Genomic DNA, 19,333 nt, shown 5'->3' with positions numbered 1-19,333 from the left:
AATCTGTGAATGACACCAAAACCTGTGGGGGCGGGCTTGCCCGCGAAGGCGGCCTAGCAGGCGCAACACCTCTCAGGGCTTGGCTTCAGCCTTCGCCACCGTCACCCACCACGGCGTGTGCTGTTCAATCTGCACGGGCAGGGTCGGCAGCAGCGCACTCAAGGCCTTGTCGGTGTCGTGCAGAGGGAAGCTGCCGGTGATCCGCAAGTCAGCAACCTCCGGCGCAACGCCCAAATGCCCGCGTCGATAGCGATCGAGTTCGTGCACCAGGTCTTCCAGTCGTGCGTTGTCCACCACCAGCATGCCGCGGGTCCAGGCATCGGCGCCGAGGTTCAGCGCGACGATTGGGCCCAGGCCATTGCTGCGCATCAGCACTTGCTGGCCTTCACGCAGGATCTGCTCCTCAGGACTCGATTCCGGATGGGCCGCCACTGCGGACTGCAACACGCTCAGCCGCGTGCCGTCGTCCTCGCGTTTGACCAGGAACCGCGTGCCCAGCGCGCGCAGGCTGCCTTCGCGGGTTTCGACGATAAACGGCCGGGCATCGCCGTGACCGGTTTCGACGAGAATCTCGCCTTCCTGAAGGATGATCAGCCGCTGCTTCTCATCGAAGCGCACATCCACGGCGCTGTGGGTGTTGAGGTTGATCAGCGTGCCGTCGGTCAGGCGCAGGGTGCGCTGCTCGCCGGTGGCGGTGCGCTGGTCGGCCAGCCAATAGTCGATGGGCAGATAACGATCACCGGCGAACAGCGCCAGTCCGATCACTGCGATGATGCTGGCCAGGCCACTGCCGAGCTTACGTACCCGCCGGCGAATGCTTTCGCGCGATTGCAGTAACGCCGTGCGAGCCGGGCCGCTGGCGACGCTGAAACGCTGGTCGAGCATGCCCAACTGGCGCCACGCCCGAGCGTGTTCCTCGTGGGCGGCGTGCCATTTGGCGAACTCTTCTCGCTCCACCGGATTGCCGGAATCCAGGGACAATTGCCAGGCAATCGCGGCATCCAGCACGTGGGCTGATACCGGTTTGGAACTGGCCGGGCTCATATTGGCTCACCGTACAGCGCGATGTAGCACTGACGAATGCCTTGTGCCAGGTACTGACGAACCCGGGGCACCGACACGCCCAGACGCTCGGCGATTTCCGCGTGTCCGAGGCCGTCGAGACGGCTATAGAGAAACGCCGCCCGGGCCTTGCTTGAAAGCTTGCCGAGCAGGCGGTCGATGTTTTTCAGGTCTTCGAGGATCAGCTGCTGTTCTTCCACCGACGGTTGTTCGCCTTCGGGGATCAGCATCAATTCGGTGAGGTAGGCCTGTTCCAGCGCTGCGCGACGGAAATAGTCGAACAGCAAGCCCTTGGCGATCGCCACCAGAAACGCCCGCGGTTCGCGAGGCTCCTTCAGTTCATCGCGGCCCAGCAAGCGCACGAAGGTGTCCTGGCTCAGGTCTTCAGCCCGTTGCGGACAGGCCACATTGCGTCGTAACCAAGCCAATAGCCAACCGCGATGGTCGCGATACAACGCACCAACGAGCTCACTTTGGGGGCTTTGGACTGACGACACGCAGCATCACCGATTGGGAAGTGTTAACTAACGAGAATTGTTCGCGATTGTGGCAGAGGCGGGGGAGGTAAGCAATTGGCCACTGGTCAGGTGAGTTTCCAGGGCATTGTGCAAAGTAACCTGTGGCGAGGGAGCTTGCTCCCGCTGGGGCGCGAAGCGGCCGCTTGCATTTATCCAGGCAGACCCGTATCGCTGATTGACGACTGCTGCGCAGCCGAGCGGGAGCAAGCTCCCTCGCCACAGAAGATTTGCTTGTCTTAAAAGGATGGCACCCGCTGCCGGCGTTTCCATTGGCTCACTCGCTGCTGCAAATTCAGCGGGCTATGAATCTGTTGCTGCCGCGCCCGGCTGAACAAAATCAACGCCAGTTCCGCCGTGGCCAACGCATCCGCGCTGGCGTTATGCCGTTCGAAGACTTCCAGCTTGAACCAGTCGATCCACTCATCCAGCCCGGCATCGCGAATGTGCGCCTGCGGACACAGCAGCGGGGCGATGTCCGCCACATCCAGAAACGGATGCTGCAATTTGTAGCCCAAATGGTCCTTCAACGAACGCCCAAGCATGTGTTGATCAAACGGCGCATGAAACGCCAGCACCGGACTGTCACCGACGAATTCCATGAAGTCGAGCAGCGCCAGTCCCGGATCGCTACCGGCGGCAATCTCACTCGGCCCCAGGCCATGAATCAATACGCTGGGCCCCAGCTTCATATCGGCGCATTGCAGCGTGCGTTCGAATTGCTGGCTGAAATCGATTGCGCCGTCCTCGATCACCACCGCGCCGATCGACAACACCCGATCCTTGTTCAAGTTCAGGCCAGTGGTTTCCAGATCGAGCACCACCCAACGCTGCTCGCGCAGGCTGCACTCGCTCAGCTCTGCCGCCGAGGGCAAGCGTTGCAGGCGCTGCTGGAGTTCGCCGGTCAGGCTTGGGCCTGCCGGGCGAAGCCACGAAAACAGGCTCATAGCTGATACCGCAGGGCCAGGCTGCTTTGCAGGCGTTGAGCCTGGCGCAGGGATTCACGAAGGATCCGTCGGTCCAGGTGATTGAGGCTTTCCGGATCGACCCGGTTGGAGTAAGGCAAGTTCTCCCGGGTCTGTAGCTGATGTTGCTGCATGCGGGTTTGCTGGATGAAGTGATACGCCTCTTCATACGCAGCACCGTCCAGCCGTTCAATGACCTCTTTGGCCACCAATTCGCGAAAGCGCTCCAGGGTGTTGTTGGACTCGATGCCATGGGCCAGGGCCAGCAATCGAGCGCCGTCGACGAAAGGCGTCAGGCCCTGAACCTTGAGATCCAGCGTGGCTTTCTCGCCATTCTTGCGCGCCAGCACGAACTCCCGGAAACGTCCTACGGGCGGACGGTTGCGCAAGGCGTTCTCGGCCATCATCCGCTGGAACAGCCGATTGTCGTTCACCTGATCGAGAATGCCCTGACGCAGCTGATCGCAGCCCTGCTCGTCGCCCCAGACCACGCGCAGGTCAAAATAAATGCTCGAACCCAGCAGATTCTCTGGCGTCGCCTCGCGAATAAACGCCGCAAAGCGTCGCGCCCATTCGGCCCGGGACAAACACAGTTCGGGGTTGCCGGCCATGATGTTGCCCTTGCACAGCGTGAAGCCGCAGAGCGCCAGGCTCTGGTTGATGTGCTGGGCAATCGGCAGCAATTGACCGCGGATTTCGGCGGCATGGGCCGCGTCCCGGGCTTCGAACAGAATGCCGTTGTCCTGATCGGTGTGCAGCGTCTGTTCGCGGCGACCTTCGCTACCGAAACACAGCCAGCTGAACGGAATGCCTGGGTCTCCTTTCTCGGCGAGGGTCAGTTCGATCACCCGGCACACCGTGTGATCGTTGAGCAGGGTGATGATGTGGGTGATCTGGGTCGAGGAGGCACCGTGCGCCAGCATGCGTTCGACCAATTGGCCGATCTCGCCGCGAATCGCCACCAGGTTTTCCAGTTTCTGGGCGCTGCGAATGGTCCGCGCCAGGTGCACCAGGTCGACCCGTTGCAGTGAAAACAGATCCCGCTCGGACACCACGCCACACAGACGATGGTCTTTCACCAGGCAGACGTGGGCGATGTGGCGCTCGGTCATGGCGATCGCCGCATCGAAAGCGCTGTGGTCCGGCGACAGGAAAAACGGCGCCCGGGTCATGTGCTGTTCGATGGCTTCATTGAAGTCGTCAGTGCCGTCGGCCACCACATGGCGCAGGTCGCGTAGGGTGAAAATGCCCAGCGGAGCTTTGTGCTCGTCGACGATCACGATGCTGCCGACCTGCTGCTCATGCATCAGGGTCACGGCTTCACGCAATGGCGTGGCGGGGCTGCAGGTCACCGGATGACGCATGGCCAATTCGCCCAGCCGCGTGTTTAGTGAATATTGAGTGCCGAGGGTTTCCACGGCTTTTTGCTGGACTTGCTGATTGACCTGATCCAGCAGGCTGCTGACACCGCGTAGGGCAAAGTCACGAAACGTGGTGGAAAGTGCGAACAGCTTGATGAACGCCAGCTTGTTCAGCTGTAGGCAGAAGGTGTCTTCGGCCGCCAGGTGTTCGGTACGGGTTGCGCGCTCACCCAGTAGCGCGGCGAGGGGGAAACACTCGCCGGTGGTGATTTCAAAGGTGGTTTCGGTGCCGCCCTTGGCCGTATGCGGGCGTTCACCCACGACCCGACCTTGCTTGACGATATAGAAATGCTCAACCGGCCCATCGGCAGGTTTGATGATGCTCTCGCCCGGGGCGTAGAAACGCATCTGGCATTGTTCGACCAGGTACGCCAGGTGCGCGTGTTCCATTTGATTGAACGGCGGGAATCGCTGAAGGAATTGCAAAGTGCCCTGGATGTTCTGCAACACCGCGGTTTTCCCTGCCTGGGTGAAGGCGTCCGCTTTACTCATAACCATGACCGCAGTCTTTTTGAATTGTTGTTGTCGGATGACTCAGCCATGGTCGGCCTCTATGCGCAGGGTGCCCATTGGACGTAAGTCTAGGTCGGGCGTTGCAGGCGTCGGAAGTTAGGAAATGTCTGACGCAAATGCAGGAAAAACCTCCTACATTGGCTATAGGAAAAGTTTCCGACGAAGTGCACATTGTAGGTCTGCTTAGCGATGTCTGACGGAAGTGCTAGGGGATTGAATTGAAAACGTAGAGAAAGCCATGTCCGACCACGATATTTTGAGTGACGCCGAGCGCGAGGCGCTGAGTGCCGTCATGCTTGAACCTGACTTGCCGCCGCAGCGGGTGCTGATCGTCGATGACGATAAAGATGCGCGGGAGTTGTTGTCGGAGATTCTTGCGTTGGACGGTATTCGTTGCATGACTGCCGCCAGTGGCGAAACCGCACTCAAAATGGTGATCGAGAAACCAACGATTGGCCTGGTGATTACCGATTTGCGAATGGGCCACATCGATGGCCTGGACCTGATCCGCCAGGTGCGCGAGTCGGTCAGGGCAGCAATGCCGTTCATCATCGTTTCCGGTGATGCCGATGTGCAAGACGCGATTGCCGCAATGCATCTGAGCGTGGTCGACTTCCTGCTCAAACCTGTCGATACCGGCAAGCTGTTAGAGCTGGTCAAACACGAGCTGGGAATAATGGATGAGCACACACCGATTTAAAACAAAAAGGCCCTGATCTTTCGATCAGGGCCTTTTTTTGTCCGGCGTCAGCGTTCAGTTACAGGCCATTGGCAGCCTTGAACTCGCGACGACGACGGTGCAGGACCGGCTCGGTGTAGCCATTCGGCTGCTTCGTGCCTTCAACCACCAGTTCGACCGCCGCCTGGAAGGCGATGTTGCTGTCGAAGTTGGGTGCCAAAGGACGGTACAGCGCGTCGTTGGCGTTCTGACGGTCAACCACCGGCGCCATGCGCTTGAGGCTTTCCATGACCTGATCTTGCGTGACGATGCCATGACGCAGCCAGTTGGCGATGTGCTGGCTGGAAATACGTAGCGTCGCACGGTCTTCCATCAGGCCGATGTCATTGATGTCCGGCACCTTCGAGCAACCCACGCCCTGATCGATCCAGCGCACCACGTAACCGAGAATGCCCTGGGCGTTGTTGTCCAGTTCGTTCTTGATCTGTTCCGCGGTCCAGCTCGGGTTCACGGCCAGCGGGATGCTCAGGATGTCGTCCACCGAAGCGCGTGCACGTTTGGCCAGTTCGGCCTGACGGGCGAACACGTCGACCTTGTGGTAATGCAGCGCGTGCAGCGCGGCGGCGGTCGGCGATGGAACCCAGGCGGTGTTGGCGCCGGCCAGCGGGTGAGCGATTTTCTGTTCGAGCATCGCGGCCATCAGGTCGGGCATCGCCCACATGCCTTTACCGATCTGGGCGCGACCTTGCAGGCCGGTGCTCAAACCGATATCGACGTTCCAGTTCTCGTAGGCGCCGATCCACTTCTCGGCCTTCATGTCGGCCTTGCGCACCATCGGGCCGGCTTCCATGGAGGTGTGGATTTCGTCGCCGGTGCGGTCGAGGAAACCAGTGTTGATGAACACTACGCGCTCGCTGGCGGCCTTGATGCAGGCCTTGAGGTTGACCGTGGTCCGGCGCTCCTCGTCCATGATCCCGACTTTCAGCGTGTTGCGCGGCAGACCGAGGACTTCTTCGATGCGACCGAACAGCTCGTTGGTGAACGCGGCTTCTTCCGGGCCGTGCATTTTCGGTTTCACAATGTAGACCGAACCGGTGCGGCTGTTCTTGCGCGAGCTGTTGCCATTTAGGCTGTGGATCGCCGCCAGGCTGGTGATCAGGCCGTCAAGAATGCCTTCCGGCACTTCGTTGCCATCTTTGTCGAGGATTGCATCGATGGTCATCAGGTGACCGACGTTACGCACGAACAACAGCGAACGACCGTGCAGGCTCAATTCTTTACCGTCGACACCGGTGTAGGTGCGATCGGCGTTCATGGTGCGGGTAAAAGTCTGACCGCCCTTGGAGACTTCTTCTGACAGGTCGCCCTTCATCAGGCCGAGCCAGTTGCGGTAGATCACCACTTTGTCATCGGCATCGACAGCGGCGACGGAGTCTTCGCAGTCCATGATGGTGGTCAACGCGGCTTCCATCAGGATGTCTTTGATGCCGGCAGCGTCGGTCTGGCCGACCGGGGTGCTGGCGTCCACCTGGATTTCGAAATGCAGGCCATTGTTTTTCAGCAGGATCGCGGTCGGTGCAGCCGCATCGCCGTGGAAGCCGATCAACTGAGCGTCGTTACGCAGGCCGGAGTTGCTGCCGCCTTTGAGGGCGACCACCAGTTTGCCGTCAACGATCTTGTAGCCGGTGGAATCGACGTGAGTGCCGGCCGCCAAGGGCGCGGCTTCGTCGAGGAAGGCGCGGGCGAAGGCAATGACCTTGTCGCCGCGAACCTTGTTGTAGCCTTTGCCTTTTTCCGCGCCGTCGGCTTCGCTGATGGCGTCGGTGCCGTAGAGCGCGTCGTACAACGAACCCCAGCGGGCGTTCGAGGCATTGAGCGCGAAACGGGCATTCATTACCGGCACCACGAGCTGTGGACCGGCCATGCGGGCGATTTCGTCATCGACGTTTTGCGTCGTTGCCTGGAAATCAGCCGCTTCTGGCAGCAGATAACCGATGTCTTGCAAGAAGGCTTTATAGGCCACAGCGTCGTGTGATTGACCGGCACGGGATTGGTGCCAGCCATCGATACGAGCCTGGAAATCATCGCGTTTGGCGAGTAGGGCTTTGTTCTTCGGCGCCAGGTCATGAATGACCTTGTCGGCACCGGCCCAGAACTTATCGGCGGTGAGGCCGGTACCGGGAATGGCTTCGTTGTTCACGAAGTCGAACAGGACTTTGGCGACCTGCAGGCCCCCGACTTGAACGTGTTCAGTCATTGCTTGCCTCACTCTGCTCAGCTATTTCGCTTTTCAGCTCTTCAAATTAACAATGAAGCCTCTGGCTATTTAAACCACAAACCCCTTCCACCAGTACATGCCATTTCGGGCGGCTGGGATGGAACCGATCAACGGCGTTGAGGCCTTGCTGATAGGGCTTTCAGGGCTGCGACTGTGCCGGTGGCAGACATCGATCCAACGTTATGTAGTGCGCGCTGCGGCATACTACATGATGAATTGCGCTTGTGAAAATTAGACTAATTACGTCGTTCTGCGACCCCATGACGCATTGCGGTCACGTCGGGGATGGGGATGTTCTCAAAAAAGTATTAGATTGTTCCAGTTAAATATATGAAGTTGTACACGATTTGTTTTTTTTAGCGGTATAGGCGGCGCTTGCCTTCGCGAGCAAGCCCGCTCCCACAGGTCCTGCGCAATCCTTGTGGGAGCGGGCTTGCTCGCGAAGGCGTCAGGCGATTCAGCGCAGGACCAGCGCAGAAACGGCCCTTGCCTATACTTGCTTTTCTATAACAAAAGTCATGACTAGAGGGCTGCGCCATGGACCACCTCGTACTCACTGTTTTCGCTCCGGACAAGCCAGGGCAGGTCGAGCGCATTGCCCAATGCATTGCCGAGCATGGCGGCAACTGGCTGGAGAGCCGCATGTCGCGTATGGCCGGGCAGTTTGCCGGGATTCTCCGGGTGGGTGTGCCGGCCGAAGCCTACGATGAGCTGGTCGATGCTCTGAAGGCGTTGTCCGCCCACGGTATTCGCGTGCTGATCGCCGAAAGCGGCATCGAGCAATCCTGCACCTGGAAGCCTATTGCCATGGAATTGGTGGGTAATGACCGCCCCGGGATTGTCCGCGACATTACCCGCTTGCTGAGTGAACAAGGGGTGAACCTGGAGCGACTGGTGACCGAAGTGCGTCCGGCGCCGATGAGCAGCGAGCCGCTGTTTCACGCCGAAGCCATTCTGGCGGTGCCGCTCACCTTGTCTCTGGATGTATTGCAGTCACGGCTGGAAACCTTGGCCGACGATCTGATGGTGGAGTTGGTGCTGCGCAGCGAACCCTGACAGGGTTATCCAAGTTATACGTGCACCTGCCTGTGGATAACCTGTAGAGACAGCCCGCCAGCCCACGCCGGCCGGGCTTCTTCAGGATCTGATCAAAAAACCAGCAGTTTCAACAAGTTGCGCACAAACGGCGGGGATCACGCTGTGGATAACCTTGGGAAGGATCAATACAGGCCACGAAGGGCGTGGCCTGTAGAGGTTTGTATGTTTTTTGATCAGCTGCGGCGGCGCATACTGATCACCGCATCGACGCTGTAAATCGCCAAGCCAGCCCAGATAAAGATAAACGCGACCAGCGTGCTGGAAGACAAGTGCTCGCCAAACAGCAACACGGCTTGCAACAGCACCAGCGTCGGCGCCAGGTACTGGAGAAATCCCAGTGTGGTGTAGGGCAAATGCCGTGCGGCGGCGTTGAAACACACTAGCGGCACCAACGTCACCGGCCCAGCCGCCACCAGCCACCAGGCTTCGGAGGTGGTCCAGAACTCGGGCTGAGCACTCATGGCCGTCTGATTGAACAGCAGCCAGGCAATGGCAATCGGCACCAGCATCCAGGTTTCCACAACAAGACCGGGCAGCGCTTTGACCGGTGCTTGCTTGCGGATCAGGCCGTAGAAACCGAACGTCAACGCCAGCACCAGCGACACCCACGGCAGACTGCCGACCTGCCACACCTGTTGCGCCACGCCGACCGCCGCCAGTCCCACGGCGATCCACTGCATGCGCCGCAGCCGTTCGCCGAGGATCAACATCCCCAGCAGCACGTTGACCAGAGGGTTGATGTAGTAACCGAGGCTGGCCTCGAGCATGCGCCCGTTATTCACCGACCAGACGTAAGTCAACCAGTTGGCCGCAATCAGCGTGCCGCTCAGGGCCAGAATCGCCAGTCGTTTCGGGTTGTCACGCAACTCACGCCACCAGCCCGGATGCTTCCACACCATCAGCAGCAAGGCGCCGAACAGCGCTGACCACAGCACGCGGTGGATGATGATCTCCACGGAGGGCACGTTGGCGATGGCTTTGAAGTAGATCGGGAACAGGCCCCAAATGATGTAGGCACTCAGACCCAGGATGTACCCGCGGCGCGGGTTGGCAGCTTGCATGCAGAATCCTTGCTTAGGCAGCTAACAAAGAGGGGGATTGTAAGGAGATTTGCAGGAATGGTCGCGGACCAATGTGGGAGCGGGCTTGCTCGCGAAGGCGTCAGTACAGGCGACATCATCGGTGAATGCCAGTCCGTCTTCGCGAGCAAGCCCGCTCCCACTGGGAATTTGTAGTTGTTAGAAGAGTTTCAGCGGTTCTTCGTTCAGCGCAGCCAATTGCTCACGCAACGCCAACACCTGATCTCCCCAATACCGTTCACTGCCAAACCACGGAAAACTGTGGGGGAATGCCGGGTCGTCCCAGCGGCGGGCGAGCCAGGCGCTGTAGTGCATCAGGCGCAAGGCGCGCAGCGGTTCGATCAGCGCCAGTTCGCGCGGGTCGAAGTCGTGGAATTCGTTGTAACCGTCCATCAATTCCGACAACTGACCGAGACATTCCTGGCGATCACCGGCCAGCATCATCCAGATGTCCTGGACCGCCGGGCCCATGCGACAGTCGTCGAGGTCGACGATGTGGAACATCTCGTCGCGACACATCATGTTGCCGGGGTGGCAATCGCCGTGCATGCGGATGTTCTGGTGTGGCGTCGCCTTGTAGACCTCTTCCACGCGCTTGAGCAGGTCGCGGGCCACGGACTCGTAGGCTGGCAGCAGGCTTTTGGGCACGAAGTTGCCTTCGAGCAATGTGGTCAGCGAATCGTGACCGAAGTTCTTTACACCCAGTGCTTCACGGTGTTCAAACGGCTTGGTCGCACCGACGGCGTGCAGCCTGCCGAGCAGTTGGCCCAGGCGATACAGCTGATCGAGATTGCCCGGCTCCGGCGCACGGCCGCCACGGCGGGGGAACAGGGTGAAACGGAACCCGGCATGTTCGTGCAGGCTGGCGCCGTTGTGAATCATCGGCGCGACCACCGGTACGTCGCATTCGGCGAGTTCGAAGGTGAACTGGTGCTCTTCGAGAATCGCTTCGTTGGTCCAGCGTTGTGGGCGATAGAACTTGGCGATCAGCGGCTCGGAGTCTTCGATGCCGACTTGGTAGACGCGGTTCTCGTAGCTGTTGAGCGCCAGAATGCGCGCGTCGCTGAGAAAGCCGATGCTTTCGACGGCATCGAGCACGAGGTCTGGGGTGAGGGTTGCAAACGGGTGGGCCATGCTGACTCCTGCGCGCAGCAGGCTGCCGCGTCCGGCCAAGCATGGTAGCGCAGACGGGCCGTCTTTAGTGTTAAGGCTTGAGATGAGTGGTGTTGCCATCGCTAGCAGGCTAGCTCCCACAGGGGATTTGCGGTGTGTCGCAGATCCAGTGTGTGCGAGCCTGCTCGCGATGGGGCCCTGTCAGGCGCCGACGATCCCGCCATCCTCGCGGGAAATCGCCATCACCGATGACCGCGGCTTGCCATTCGGCAGATGCTCAGGGAACGTCGATCCCCCGTTCTCCCCCGGATGCTGAATCCCGACAAACAGCGTCTTCTGATCCGGTGAAAAGCTGATCCCCGTCACCTCGCAACCCACCGGCCCGACCATGAACCGACGAATCTCCCCGGTCACCGGATCGGCGCAGAGCATCTGGTTGTTACCCATACCGGCAAAATCCCCGGCATTGCTCGAATCGCCATCCGTGAGAATCCACAACCGTCCGGCCTTGTCGAAGCCCAAACCATCCGGGCTGTTGAACATGTTCTGTGGCGTGATGTTCGACGAACCGCCCTTCGGCGTGCCAGCGTGGACGCCCGGGTTGCCGGCGACCACAAACAGGTCCCAGGCAAAGCTTTTCGAGCCGTGATCGTCGCGGTCGGTGCGCCAGCGCAGGATCTGCCCGTAGATGTTCTTCTCGCGCGGGTTCGGTCCGCCCACGGGCTGGCCGTCTTCGCCGCGTTTGGCGTTGTTGGTCAGCGTGCAGTAAACCTGGCCATCTTTCGGGCTGACGACGATCCATTCCGGACGGTCCATGCGTGTGGCTTTCACCACGCTGGCCGCGAGGCGCGCGTTAATCAAGACTTCGGCCTGATCGGCAAAACCACTGCTGGCGTCGATGCCGTTTTTACCGTGGGTCAGTTCGATCCATTCGCCCTGGCCTTTGGGGTGATCGGCGTTGCTGTCGCCCGCATCGAAACGCGCCACGTACAACGTGCCGTGGTCCAGCAGGTCGCGGTTGGCCTTGGGGTTTTTGTGGTTGATCTTGTCGCGGCTGACGAATTTGTAGATGAACTCGCCGCGCTCATCGTCGCCCATGTACACCACGGCGTGGCCGTCATTGGTTTCGGCCAGGGCGGCGTTTTCATGTTTGAAGCGGCCCAGGGCGGTGCGCTTGACCGGTGTCGATTGCGGATCGAACGGGTCGATTTCCACGACCCAGCCGTGGCGGTTGAGCTCGTTCGGATTTTTCGCCAAATCGAAGCGCTCATCGTGTTGATGCCAGTTGATCTCTTTGCTGGCAGCCACTGCGCCGTAGCGTTTTTGTGCGGCATCGAACTTCTGCTCGGCATTGCTGCTGCCGAAACAATCGGTGAAGTTTTCTTCACAGGTCAGATAGGTGCCCCACGGCGTCTTACCGTTAGCGCAGTTCTGGAAAGTGCCGAGGACATGCTTGCCCTGTGGGTCGGCGCTGGTTTTCACCAAGGCATGACCGGCGGCCGGGCCGCTCAGGTTGATCGGCGCGTTGCCGTGGATGCGGCGGTTGTAGCGCGAGCCCTGGACGAATTGCCATTGGCCGTTCTTGCGCTGCACTTCGATCACCGACACGCCTTCGCAGGCCAGTGCCTTGTGCACCTCTTGCGCCGATTGCGGCATGCCGCCGTGCGGGTAGAGGTAGCGGTAGTTGGTGTATTCGTTGTTGATCGCCATCAGCGCCCGGTCTTTCTCGCCAGGAAACTCGAACAGGCTCATGCCGTCGTTGTTGTCGCCGAACTGGACTTCCTGCTGCTCGGCGGTGCCGTTGCCACTCGGGTCGAACGCTGGACCGTTTTTCTGTAAAGGCTGGCCCCAACTGATCAACACCGAGGACTTGTAACCCGGCGGCAAGGTAATAGCGTCGCTGGTGGCGGCGGGAATGCTGTCAAAACCCAACAGTTTGCTGGAGCCTGCACTGACACTCGCGGCCAGCACGCTGCGGCTCAGAAGGTTGCCGCCGAGGAACATGGCCGCACCGCAGAGGGCACCGGCGCTGATGAAGCCACGGCGGCTGAGACCGACCATTTTCTCGAGGTCGGTGGACTGGTTTTCTTCTAATAGGCTCACATCAGGCTCCCTGTTGGTTTTTGCAGCCACCTTAAAGAGCGTCGATGAAGCTTTTGTTTCAGAGTGGAGTGCCGAGCAAAACATTGGACGGCGCGAACTGCACCCGCACCGGTTTGTCTGCGGCAAGACCTAGCGTTCGCAAGTGCAGCGGCTCGGCCAGTGCGCAGAGGGTCTGGCCGTTGGGAAGGCCGATTCGCACTTCGCTGGGGCCGTCTTTGGCATCGAGAATGGTTTCGATCATGCCCGTGAGGCAATTGTTGCCGGGTGTTGTTTGTTGATCGATGCCCAGCAACTCCAGCCAACCGGCCTTGATCAGGGCCACGACTTCGGTGCCGGTCTCCAGCTCCATGCGCAGGGTGCTGTCGTGAGTGATCTGCGCATCGAGGGTCAAGCCTTCGGCCAGTTCAAGACGGACTCGATCGTTGTGCCCCTGGCTGCGGATCGCCACGATCTTTCCGTGCAATTGATTGCGCGCGCTGGTTCTGAGCATCAGCCGACCGAGCAGGTCCAGGTCGCTGGCATCTTCCGCGGCTTCCAGCACCTGGGCCTGCAACGCTTGCAGCTTTTGATACAGGCGCAGCACGCGCTCACCTTCGCTGGAGAGCTTGGCGCCACCGCCGCCCTTGCCGCCGACGCTGCGTTCCACCAGCGGTTTTTGCGCGAGGTTGTTCAGCTCATCGATGGCATCCCAGGCCGCCTTGTAGCTCAGCCCCGCGCTTTTCGCGGCGCGGGTGATCGAGCCCTGTTCGGCGATGTGCTGCAGCAACGCGATGCGCTGCGGGCGACGGGCAATGTGCTGAGACAACAAGGTGGGCAAGGACATGGAGAGAGGCTTTGGGTTGTGGCGATGGGGAGGACGTTGGCGGCTTGGACTGCTGGAGTCAAGTCAGACCACAAACCCTGTGGGAGCGGGCTTGCTCGCGAAGGCGTCAGTTCAGTCGACATCGATGTTGAATGCCAAGCCGCCTTCGCGAGCAAGCCCGCTCCCACAGGTTTTGCGCCCCTGGGTTAAACCGCATCGCCGGGTTTGGGCGTGCGGGCCAGGCAGTAGACGTCGACCCGTGCCGCGCCAGCGTCCATCAACAGGCGGGCCAGGGCCTGTGCGGTGGCGCCGGTGGTCAGCACGTCGTCCACGATCGCCAGGTGCCGGCCCTTGATGGATGCTTCGGGCACCAGCGCAAAAGCATTGCGCAGGTTCTTCTTGCGCGCATCGGCATTCAGGTCTTGTTGCGCGCTGGTGTCCTGAATCCTCAGCAGCAGTTTTTCATCGCAAGGGATGTTGAGGCTGTCACCGAGCCAGCGGGCGAGCATCGCGGCCTGGTTGAAACCCCGTTGACGCAGGCGTTTAGCAGCAAGCGGAACAGGGACCAGAGCGTCGGGCCGATCAAGGTCCTCATCGAAGCGATGTTGCAGGTATTGCGCGAGAAGTTCGCCGAGCAGGCGGCCAAACGGCCACTTGGCGCTGTGCTTGAAGCGCGTGATCAACGTGTCCACCGGAAAACTGTAAGTCCAGGGCGCAGCGACCCGCTCGAAAGCCGGCGGCCGTTTTAAACATGGGCCACACGTCAGGCCCGCCGCAGGCAATGGCAGGGCGCAGGTCTGGCAGTGATCCCCCAGCCAGGGCAGGTCCGTTTCGCAGGCCATGCAGATGGGCCTGACTTCTTCGGTGGCCTCGCTGCAGAGTAAGCAGTGTTGATCATTATTTAACCAGATGTAAACCGGTCCTACGTATGGTGGTTGACAGCGCATCGCTCTTCCTTAAATATGCCGAACATCCGTGTCGCGTCTGTGGGTATTCCATCCCCCGACCGCTTGCCAAGCATAAAACAAAGGAAACGCCCATGAGCGCCAGCACCTCTGCAACCCTGCGTCATGACTGGTCTTTGGCCGAAGTCAAAGCACTCTTCGTACAGCCATTCAACGACCTGTTGTTCCAGGCGCAGACGGTGCACCGCGCGCATTTCGACGCCAATCGCGTCCAGGTTTCCACCCTGCTCTCGATCAAAACCGGCGCCTGCCCGGAAGATTGCAAATATTGTCCACAGTCCGGTCACTACAACACCGGCCTGGAAAAAGAAAAACTGATGGAAGTGCAGAAGGTCCTCGAAGAGGCCGCTCGCGCCAAGGCCATCGGTTCGACCCGTTTCTGCATGGGCGCTGCCTGGAAACACCCATCGGCCAAAGACATGCCGTACGTGTTGGAAATGGTCAAAGGCGTGAAAGCCATGGGCCTGGAAACCTGCATGACCCTAGGGCGACTGGATCAGGACCAGACCGTCGCTCTGGCTGACGCCGGCCTCGACTACTACAACCACAACCTCGATACCTCGCCTGAGTTCTACGGCAGCATCATCACCACCCGCACTTACAGCGAGCGCCTGCAAACGCTGGCCTACGTGCGTGAGTCCGGGATGAAGATATGCTCCGGCGGCATTCTCGGCATGGGCGAGTCTCTCGATGATCGCGCCAATCTGCTGATCCAGTTAGCCAACCTCCCGGAGCATCCGGAGTCAGTGCCGATCAACATGCTGGTGAAAGTCGCCGGCACGCCGCTGGAAAATGCCGAAGACATCGACCCATTCGACTTCATCCGCATGCTCGCCGTCGCGCGCATCCTGATGCCGCAATCCCACGTGCGCCTGTCCGCCGGCCGCGAAGCGATGAACGAGCAGATGCAGGCTTTGGCGTTCTTCGCCGGTGCCAACTCGATTTTCTACGGCGACAAACTGCTCACCACCGCCAACCCGCAGGCCGACAAGGACATGCAACTGTTCTCGCGCCTGGGGATCCTGCCGGAAGCGCGCGAAGAGCACGCGGACGAGGTGCATCAGGCGGCGATCGAACAAGCGCTGGTGGAGCAGAAGAGCAGCGAGCAGTTCTATAACGCCGCCGTCTGACCCCGACACAAATCCAATGTGGGAGCGGGCTTGCTCGCGAAGGCGGAGTTTCAGTCACCATCAATGTTGGATGTGACGGCCCCTTCGCGAGCAAGCCCGCTCCCACACTGGGACTGGGTGAAAACCCATACTGATCCTCGAGGCCTGCATGTCTTTCGATCTCGCCGCACGCCTTGCTGCCCGTCGTGCCGAAAACCTTTATCGCCAGCGCCCGCTGCTCGAAAGCCCTCAAGGCCCGGAAGTGGTGGTCGACGGTCAGCCGTTGCTGGCGTTCTGCAACAACGACTATCTGGGCCTCTCCAATCACCCGCAAGTGATCGAAGCCTGGCGCGCCGGTGCGGCCCGTTGGGGCGTCGGTGGCGGGGCGTCGCACCTGGTCATCGGCCACAGCACGCCACACCATGAGCTGGAGGAAGCGTTGGCGGATCTGACGGGTCGCCCGCGTGCGCTGCTGTTCACCACCGGTTACATGGCCAACCTTGGCGCGGTCACCGCGTTGATCGGGCAGGGCGATACGGTTCTGGAAGACCGACTCAATCACGCATCGTTGCTGGATGCTGGATTGTTGTCCGGCGCGCGTTTCAATCGTTATCTGCACAACGACGCGGCGAGTCTGGCCAAGCGTCTGGAGAAGGCGACCGGCAATACGCTGGTGGTCACCGACGGCGTGTTCAGCATGGACGGCGATATCGCGGACTTGCCGGCGCTGGCCCGTGAAGCCAAGGCCAAAGGCGCGTGGCTGATGGTCGATGACGCCCATGGCTTCGGTCCGCTGGGCGCCAACGGCGGCGGGATCGTCGAGCATTTCGGTCTGAGCCAGGAAGACGTGCCGGTATTGGTCGGCACCCTTGGCAAAGCGTTCGGCACCGCGGGTGCCTTTGTGGCCGGCAGCGAAGAGCTGATCGAAAGCCTGATCCAGTTTGCCCGCCCCTACATCTACACCACCAGCCAACCGCCGGCCCTGGCCTGTGCGACGCTCAAAAGCCTCGAGCTGCTGCGCACTGAACATTGGCGTCGCGAGCATCTGAAAGTCTTGATCCGCCAGTTCCGTCATGGCGCCGAGCAGATCGGCCTTGAGTTGATGGACAGCTTCACGCCGATCCAGCCGATCATGATCGGCGATGCCGGGCGTGCGATGCGACTGTCGCAGATGCTGCGCGAGCGCGGGCTGATGGTCACGGCGATTCGACCGCCCACCGTGCCTGCCGGCAGCGCCCGTCTGCGCGTGACCCTGACCGCCGCCCACAGCGAGGCGCAGGTGCAGCTATTGTTGAATGGACTGGCCGATTGTTTCCAACAACTTGGACCGGAGCCAAACCATGCGTGATCGACTGATTCTGCTGCCAGGTTGGGGCCTCGGAATTTCACCGCTGGAACCGTTGGCAGCCGCGTTGCAGGGGCTGGATGAGCATCTGCGGGTCGAGATCGAGCCGTTGCCGGAACTGGAATCGAGCGAGCTTGAAGAGTGGCTCGATGAGCTGGATTCGACGATCCCGCAAGACGCCTGGCTCGGTGGCTGGTCCCTCGGCGGCATGCTTGCGTCTGAGCTGGCGGCGCGTCGGGGTGATCGTTGCTGCGGCTTGCTGACCTTGGCGAGCAATCCTTCTTTTGTCGCCCATGAGCAGTGGCCGAGTGCGATGCCTGGCGAAACCTTCGATGCGTTTCTCGCCGGTTGCAAAGCCGACCCGCGGATGACGTTGAAGCGCTTTTCACTCCTTTGCGCCCAAGGCTCGGAAGATCCTCGCGGGCTGTCGCGGTTGTTGCTCGGTGGGGCGCCGCATACCTCAGAAGCGGTGCTGATGAGCGGACTGGAAGTGCTCGCCCAACTGGATACCCGTCAAGCGTTGCAGGCATTTCGCGGTCCACAACTGCATTTGTTCGCCGGCCTCGACGGTCTGGTTCCGGCGGAAGCGGCGGGTGATTTGTTGGCCTTGCTTCCGGACGTCGAAATCGGTCTGATTGAACAGGCCAGCCATGCATTTCTTCTGGAAGATCCCCACGGTGTGGCGGGGGCGATCCAGGCCTTTTTGCACGAGTCCGGTGATGACTGATTTATCCCTTCCCAATCTGCCCGGCGGCTTGCCCGACAAGCGCCAGGTAGCGGCCTCCTTTTCCCGCGCGGCGGCGAGCTACGACAGCGTGGCTGAACTGCAGCGCGATGTCGGCAGCCAGTTGTTGAGCCGTTTGCCGGATGATTTTGTACCGGGTGTCTGGCTGGATCTGGGATGCGGCACCGGGCATTTCAGCCGGGCATTGGGCGAGCGCTTTCCTGCCGGTCACGGACTGGCAATGGACATCGCCGAAGGCATGCTCAACCACGCCCGGCCACTGGGCGGCGCCACGCATTTCATCGCCGGTGATGCCGAGCACTTGCCGCTGCAGGATTCGACCTGTGATCTGATCTTCTCGAGCCTGGCGGTGCAGTGGTGTGCGGATTTCGAATCGGTGCTCAGTGAGGCGTATCGGGCCCTGAAACCGGGTGGGATTTTCGCGTTTGCTAGTCTTTGCGTAGGAACGTTGTTTGAGTTGCGTGACAGCTGGCGGCAGGTGGATGGCATGGTGCACGTCAATCGCTTCCGCGAGTTGGGGGTTTATCAACATGTGTGCGCGTCCAGTGGGTTGAAGGTCGTCGGCCTGCAAACCCGTGCGCATGTGTTGCATTACCCGGATGTGCGCAGCCTGACGCATGAACTCAAGGCACTGGGCGCGCACAACTTGAACCCTGGTCGGCCGGGTGGTTTGACCGGTCGCGCGCGGATCCTCGGCTTGATCGAGGCTTATGAGCAGTTTCGTCAGGCCGAAGGATTGCCAGCGACTTATCAGGTGGTCTACGCCGTGTTGGAGAAACCCGTATGAGCGCAGCCTATTTCATCACCGGCACGGACACTGATGTCGGCAAGACCACCATTGCAGCAGGCTTGTTGCATGCTGCGCGGTCGGCAGGCATGAGCACGGCGGCGGGCAAGCCGGTCGCCTCCGGCTGTGATGTGACGCCCAAGGGGTTGCGTAATTCCGATGCGCTGGCGCTGTTGGCCGAGTGCTCGTTGCCTTTGACTTATGCACAGATCAATCCGGTGGCGTTCGAACCGCCGATCGCTCCGCACCTGGCTGCACGGGAGGCGGGCGTGGCGCTGACGGTGCAATCATTGTTGACGCCGATGCTCGACATTCTCGACATGCAGGCGGATTTCACCTTGATCGAAGGCGCCGGCGGCTGGCGCGTGCCGCTGGCGGATCAGGACAATCTGTCGGATCTGGCGATGGCGCTGGGCCTACCGGTGATCCTGGTGGTCGGCGTGCGCCTGGGTTGCATCAATCATGCACTGCTGACAGCCGAGGCGATTGCTCAGGACGGTTTGCAGCTGGCGGGATGGGTGGCCAATATCATCGATCCGAAAACCTCGCGTCTGGAAGAGAACCTCGCGACCCTCGCCGAGCGTATTCCCGCGCCTTGTCTTGGACGAGTGCCAAAACTCAAATCAGTCACGGCAGAAGCGGTGGCGGAACATCTGCAACTGGATCTGCTGGATTGAGATTTTGCCTATGACAAGGCACTGTGCCATTAGTGTTTTTGTCGGGCCTTTTGCCATCGGGTCTGTTTCAATGGCCG

The 19,333-nt window shown here is 60.5% G+C and carries 17 protein-coding genes; 7 read left to right on the top strand and 10 right to left on the bottom strand.

Features of this window, described 5'->3' with window-relative positions:
• Nucleotides 1-72 precede the first annotated feature (72 nt).
• The 4 genes from ACA053_RS26800 to ACA053_RS26785 form a co-directional block, all read right to left on the bottom strand.
• Nucleotides 73-1,044: a FecR domain-containing protein gene (locus ACA053_RS26800; RefSeq protein WP_497394060.1), complete on the bottom strand. Its 972-nt coding sequence runs from the start codon at nt 1,042-1,044 to the stop codon at nt 73-75.
• Nucleotides 1,041-1,559 carry an RNA polymerase sigma factor gene (locus ACA053_RS26795; RefSeq protein WP_497394059.1) on the bottom strand — a complete coding sequence of 173 codons (519 nt, stop codon included), beginning with the start codon at nt 1,557-1,559 and terminating at the stop codon, nt 1,041-1,043. Before ACA053_RS26795 ends, ACA053_RS26800 begins: the two co-directional genes overlap by 4 nt.
• Nucleotides 1,560-1,816: 257 nt before the next feature.
• A complete protein-coding gene (locus ACA053_RS26790) occupies nt 1,817-2,524 on the bottom strand; it encodes a 3'-5' exonuclease (protein ID WP_109635396.1) in 708 nt (235 codons plus the stop codon).
• Nucleotides 2,521-4,461, bottom strand: coding sequence for a putative nucleotidyltransferase substrate binding domain-containing protein (locus ACA053_RS26785; protein ID WP_109635394.1), 1,941 nt, complete (start codon nt 4,459-4,461; stop codon nt 2,521-2,523). The genes ACA053_RS26790 and ACA053_RS26785 overlap by 4 nt, the downstream gene beginning before the upstream one ends.
• Before the next feature lie 253 nt (nt 4,462-4,714).
• On the opposite strand from ACA053_RS26785, the gene ACA053_RS26780 reads away from it, so the two are divergent.
• The gene (locus ACA053_RS26780) at nt 4,715-5,176 is read left to right on the top strand and encodes a response regulator (protein WP_497314133.1); all 462 of its coding nucleotides are present in this window, start codon (nt 4,715-4,717) and stop codon (nt 5,174-5,176) included.
• Nucleotides 5,177-5,234: 58 nt separating this feature from the next.
• Here the strand turns inward: ACA053_RS26780 and ACA053_RS26775 are convergent, their stop codons facing one another.
• Nucleotides 5,235-7,412 (bottom strand): malate synthase G, encoded by a 2,178-nt coding sequence (locus ACA053_RS26775; RefSeq protein WP_497394058.1) that lies wholly within the window; start codon nt 7,410-7,412, stop codon nt 5,235-5,237.
• Nucleotides 7,413-7,970: 558 nt separating this feature from the next.
• Between ACA053_RS26775 and ACA053_RS26770 the strand changes: the two genes are divergently transcribed.
• Nucleotides 7,971-8,489, top strand: coding sequence for a glycine cleavage system transcriptional repressor (locus ACA053_RS26770; RefSeq protein WP_094470306.1), 519 nt, complete (start codon nt 7,971-7,973; stop codon nt 8,487-8,489).
• Nucleotides 8,490-8,704: 215 nt separating this feature from the next.
• Here the strand turns inward: ACA053_RS26770 and rarD are convergent, their stop codons facing one another.
• The 5 genes from rarD to ACA053_RS26745 form a co-directional block, all read right to left on the bottom strand.
• Nucleotides 8,705-9,592: an EamA family transporter RarD gene (gene rarD, locus ACA053_RS26765; protein ID WP_109635386.1), complete on the bottom strand. Its 888-nt coding sequence runs from the start codon at nt 9,590-9,592 to the stop codon at nt 8,705-8,707.
• A gap of 177 nt (nt 9,593-9,769) precedes the next feature.
• Nucleotides 9,770-10,744: a serine/threonine protein kinase gene (locus ACA053_RS26760; protein WP_109635384.1), complete on the bottom strand. Its 975-nt coding sequence runs from the start codon at nt 10,742-10,744 to the stop codon at nt 9,770-9,772.
• A 180-nt stretch (nt 10,745-10,924) separates the two neighbouring features.
• On the bottom strand, nt 10,925-12,826 hold the full coding sequence (locus ACA053_RS26755; RefSeq protein WP_497314127.1) for a PhoX family protein: 1,902 nt from the start codon (nt 12,824-12,826) through the stop codon (nt 10,925-10,927).
• Between the two features lie 58 nt (nt 12,827-12,884).
• Nucleotides 12,885-13,649, bottom strand: coding sequence for a TOBE domain-containing protein (locus tag ACA053_RS26750; RefSeq protein ID WP_497314126.1), 765 nt, complete (start codon nt 13,647-13,649; stop codon nt 12,885-12,887).
• Between the two features lie 185 nt (nt 13,650-13,834).
• The gene (locus ACA053_RS26745) at nt 13,835-14,575 is read right to left on the bottom strand and encodes a ComF family protein (RefSeq protein WP_497394057.1); all 741 of its coding nucleotides are present in this window, start codon (nt 14,573-14,575) and stop codon (nt 13,835-13,837) included.
• A gap of 92 nt (nt 14,576-14,667) precedes the next feature.
• Here ACA053_RS26745 and bioB point away from each other — a divergent pair, with 92 nt between their 5' ends.
• The 5 genes from bioB to bioD all read left to right on the top strand — a co-directional run bounded on the left by bioB (nt 14,668) and on the right by bioD (nt 19,256).
• On the top strand, nt 14,668-15,723 hold the full coding sequence (gene bioB / locus ACA053_RS26740; RefSeq protein WP_438658123.1) for a biotin synthase BioB: 1,056 nt from the start codon (nt 14,668-14,670) through the stop codon (nt 15,721-15,723).
• Between the two features lie 148 nt (nt 15,724-15,871).
• Complete coding sequence (bioF, locus tag ACA053_RS26735) at nt 15,872-17,050, top strand: 8-amino-7-oxononanoate synthase (RefSeq protein ID WP_497394056.1); 1,179 nt, start codon at nt 15,872-15,874, stop codon at nt 17,048-17,050.
• Nucleotides 17,043-17,774, top strand: coding sequence for an alpha/beta fold hydrolase (locus tag ACA053_RS26730; protein ID WP_497314118.1), 732 nt, complete (start codon nt 17,043-17,045; stop codon nt 17,772-17,774). The genes bioF and ACA053_RS26730 overlap by 8 nt, the downstream gene beginning before the upstream one ends.
• Nucleotides 17,767-18,579, top strand: coding sequence for a malonyl-ACP O-methyltransferase BioC (gene bioC / locus ACA053_RS26725; RefSeq protein ID WP_497394055.1), 813 nt, complete (start codon nt 17,767-17,769; stop codon nt 18,577-18,579). The genes ACA053_RS26730 and bioC overlap by 8 nt, the downstream gene beginning before the upstream one ends.
• Complete coding sequence (gene bioD / locus ACA053_RS26720) at nt 18,576-19,256, top strand: dethiobiotin synthase (protein WP_497394054.1); 681 nt, start codon at nt 18,576-18,578, stop codon at nt 19,254-19,256. The genes bioC and bioD overlap by 4 nt, the downstream gene beginning before the upstream one ends.
• Nucleotides 19,257-19,333: the final 77 nt, after the last annotated feature.

The sequence above is a fragment of the Pseudomonas sp. LBUM1672 genome, from assembly GCF_059695655.1.
This window is presented reverse-complemented; position numbering and strand designations above follow the sequence as displayed.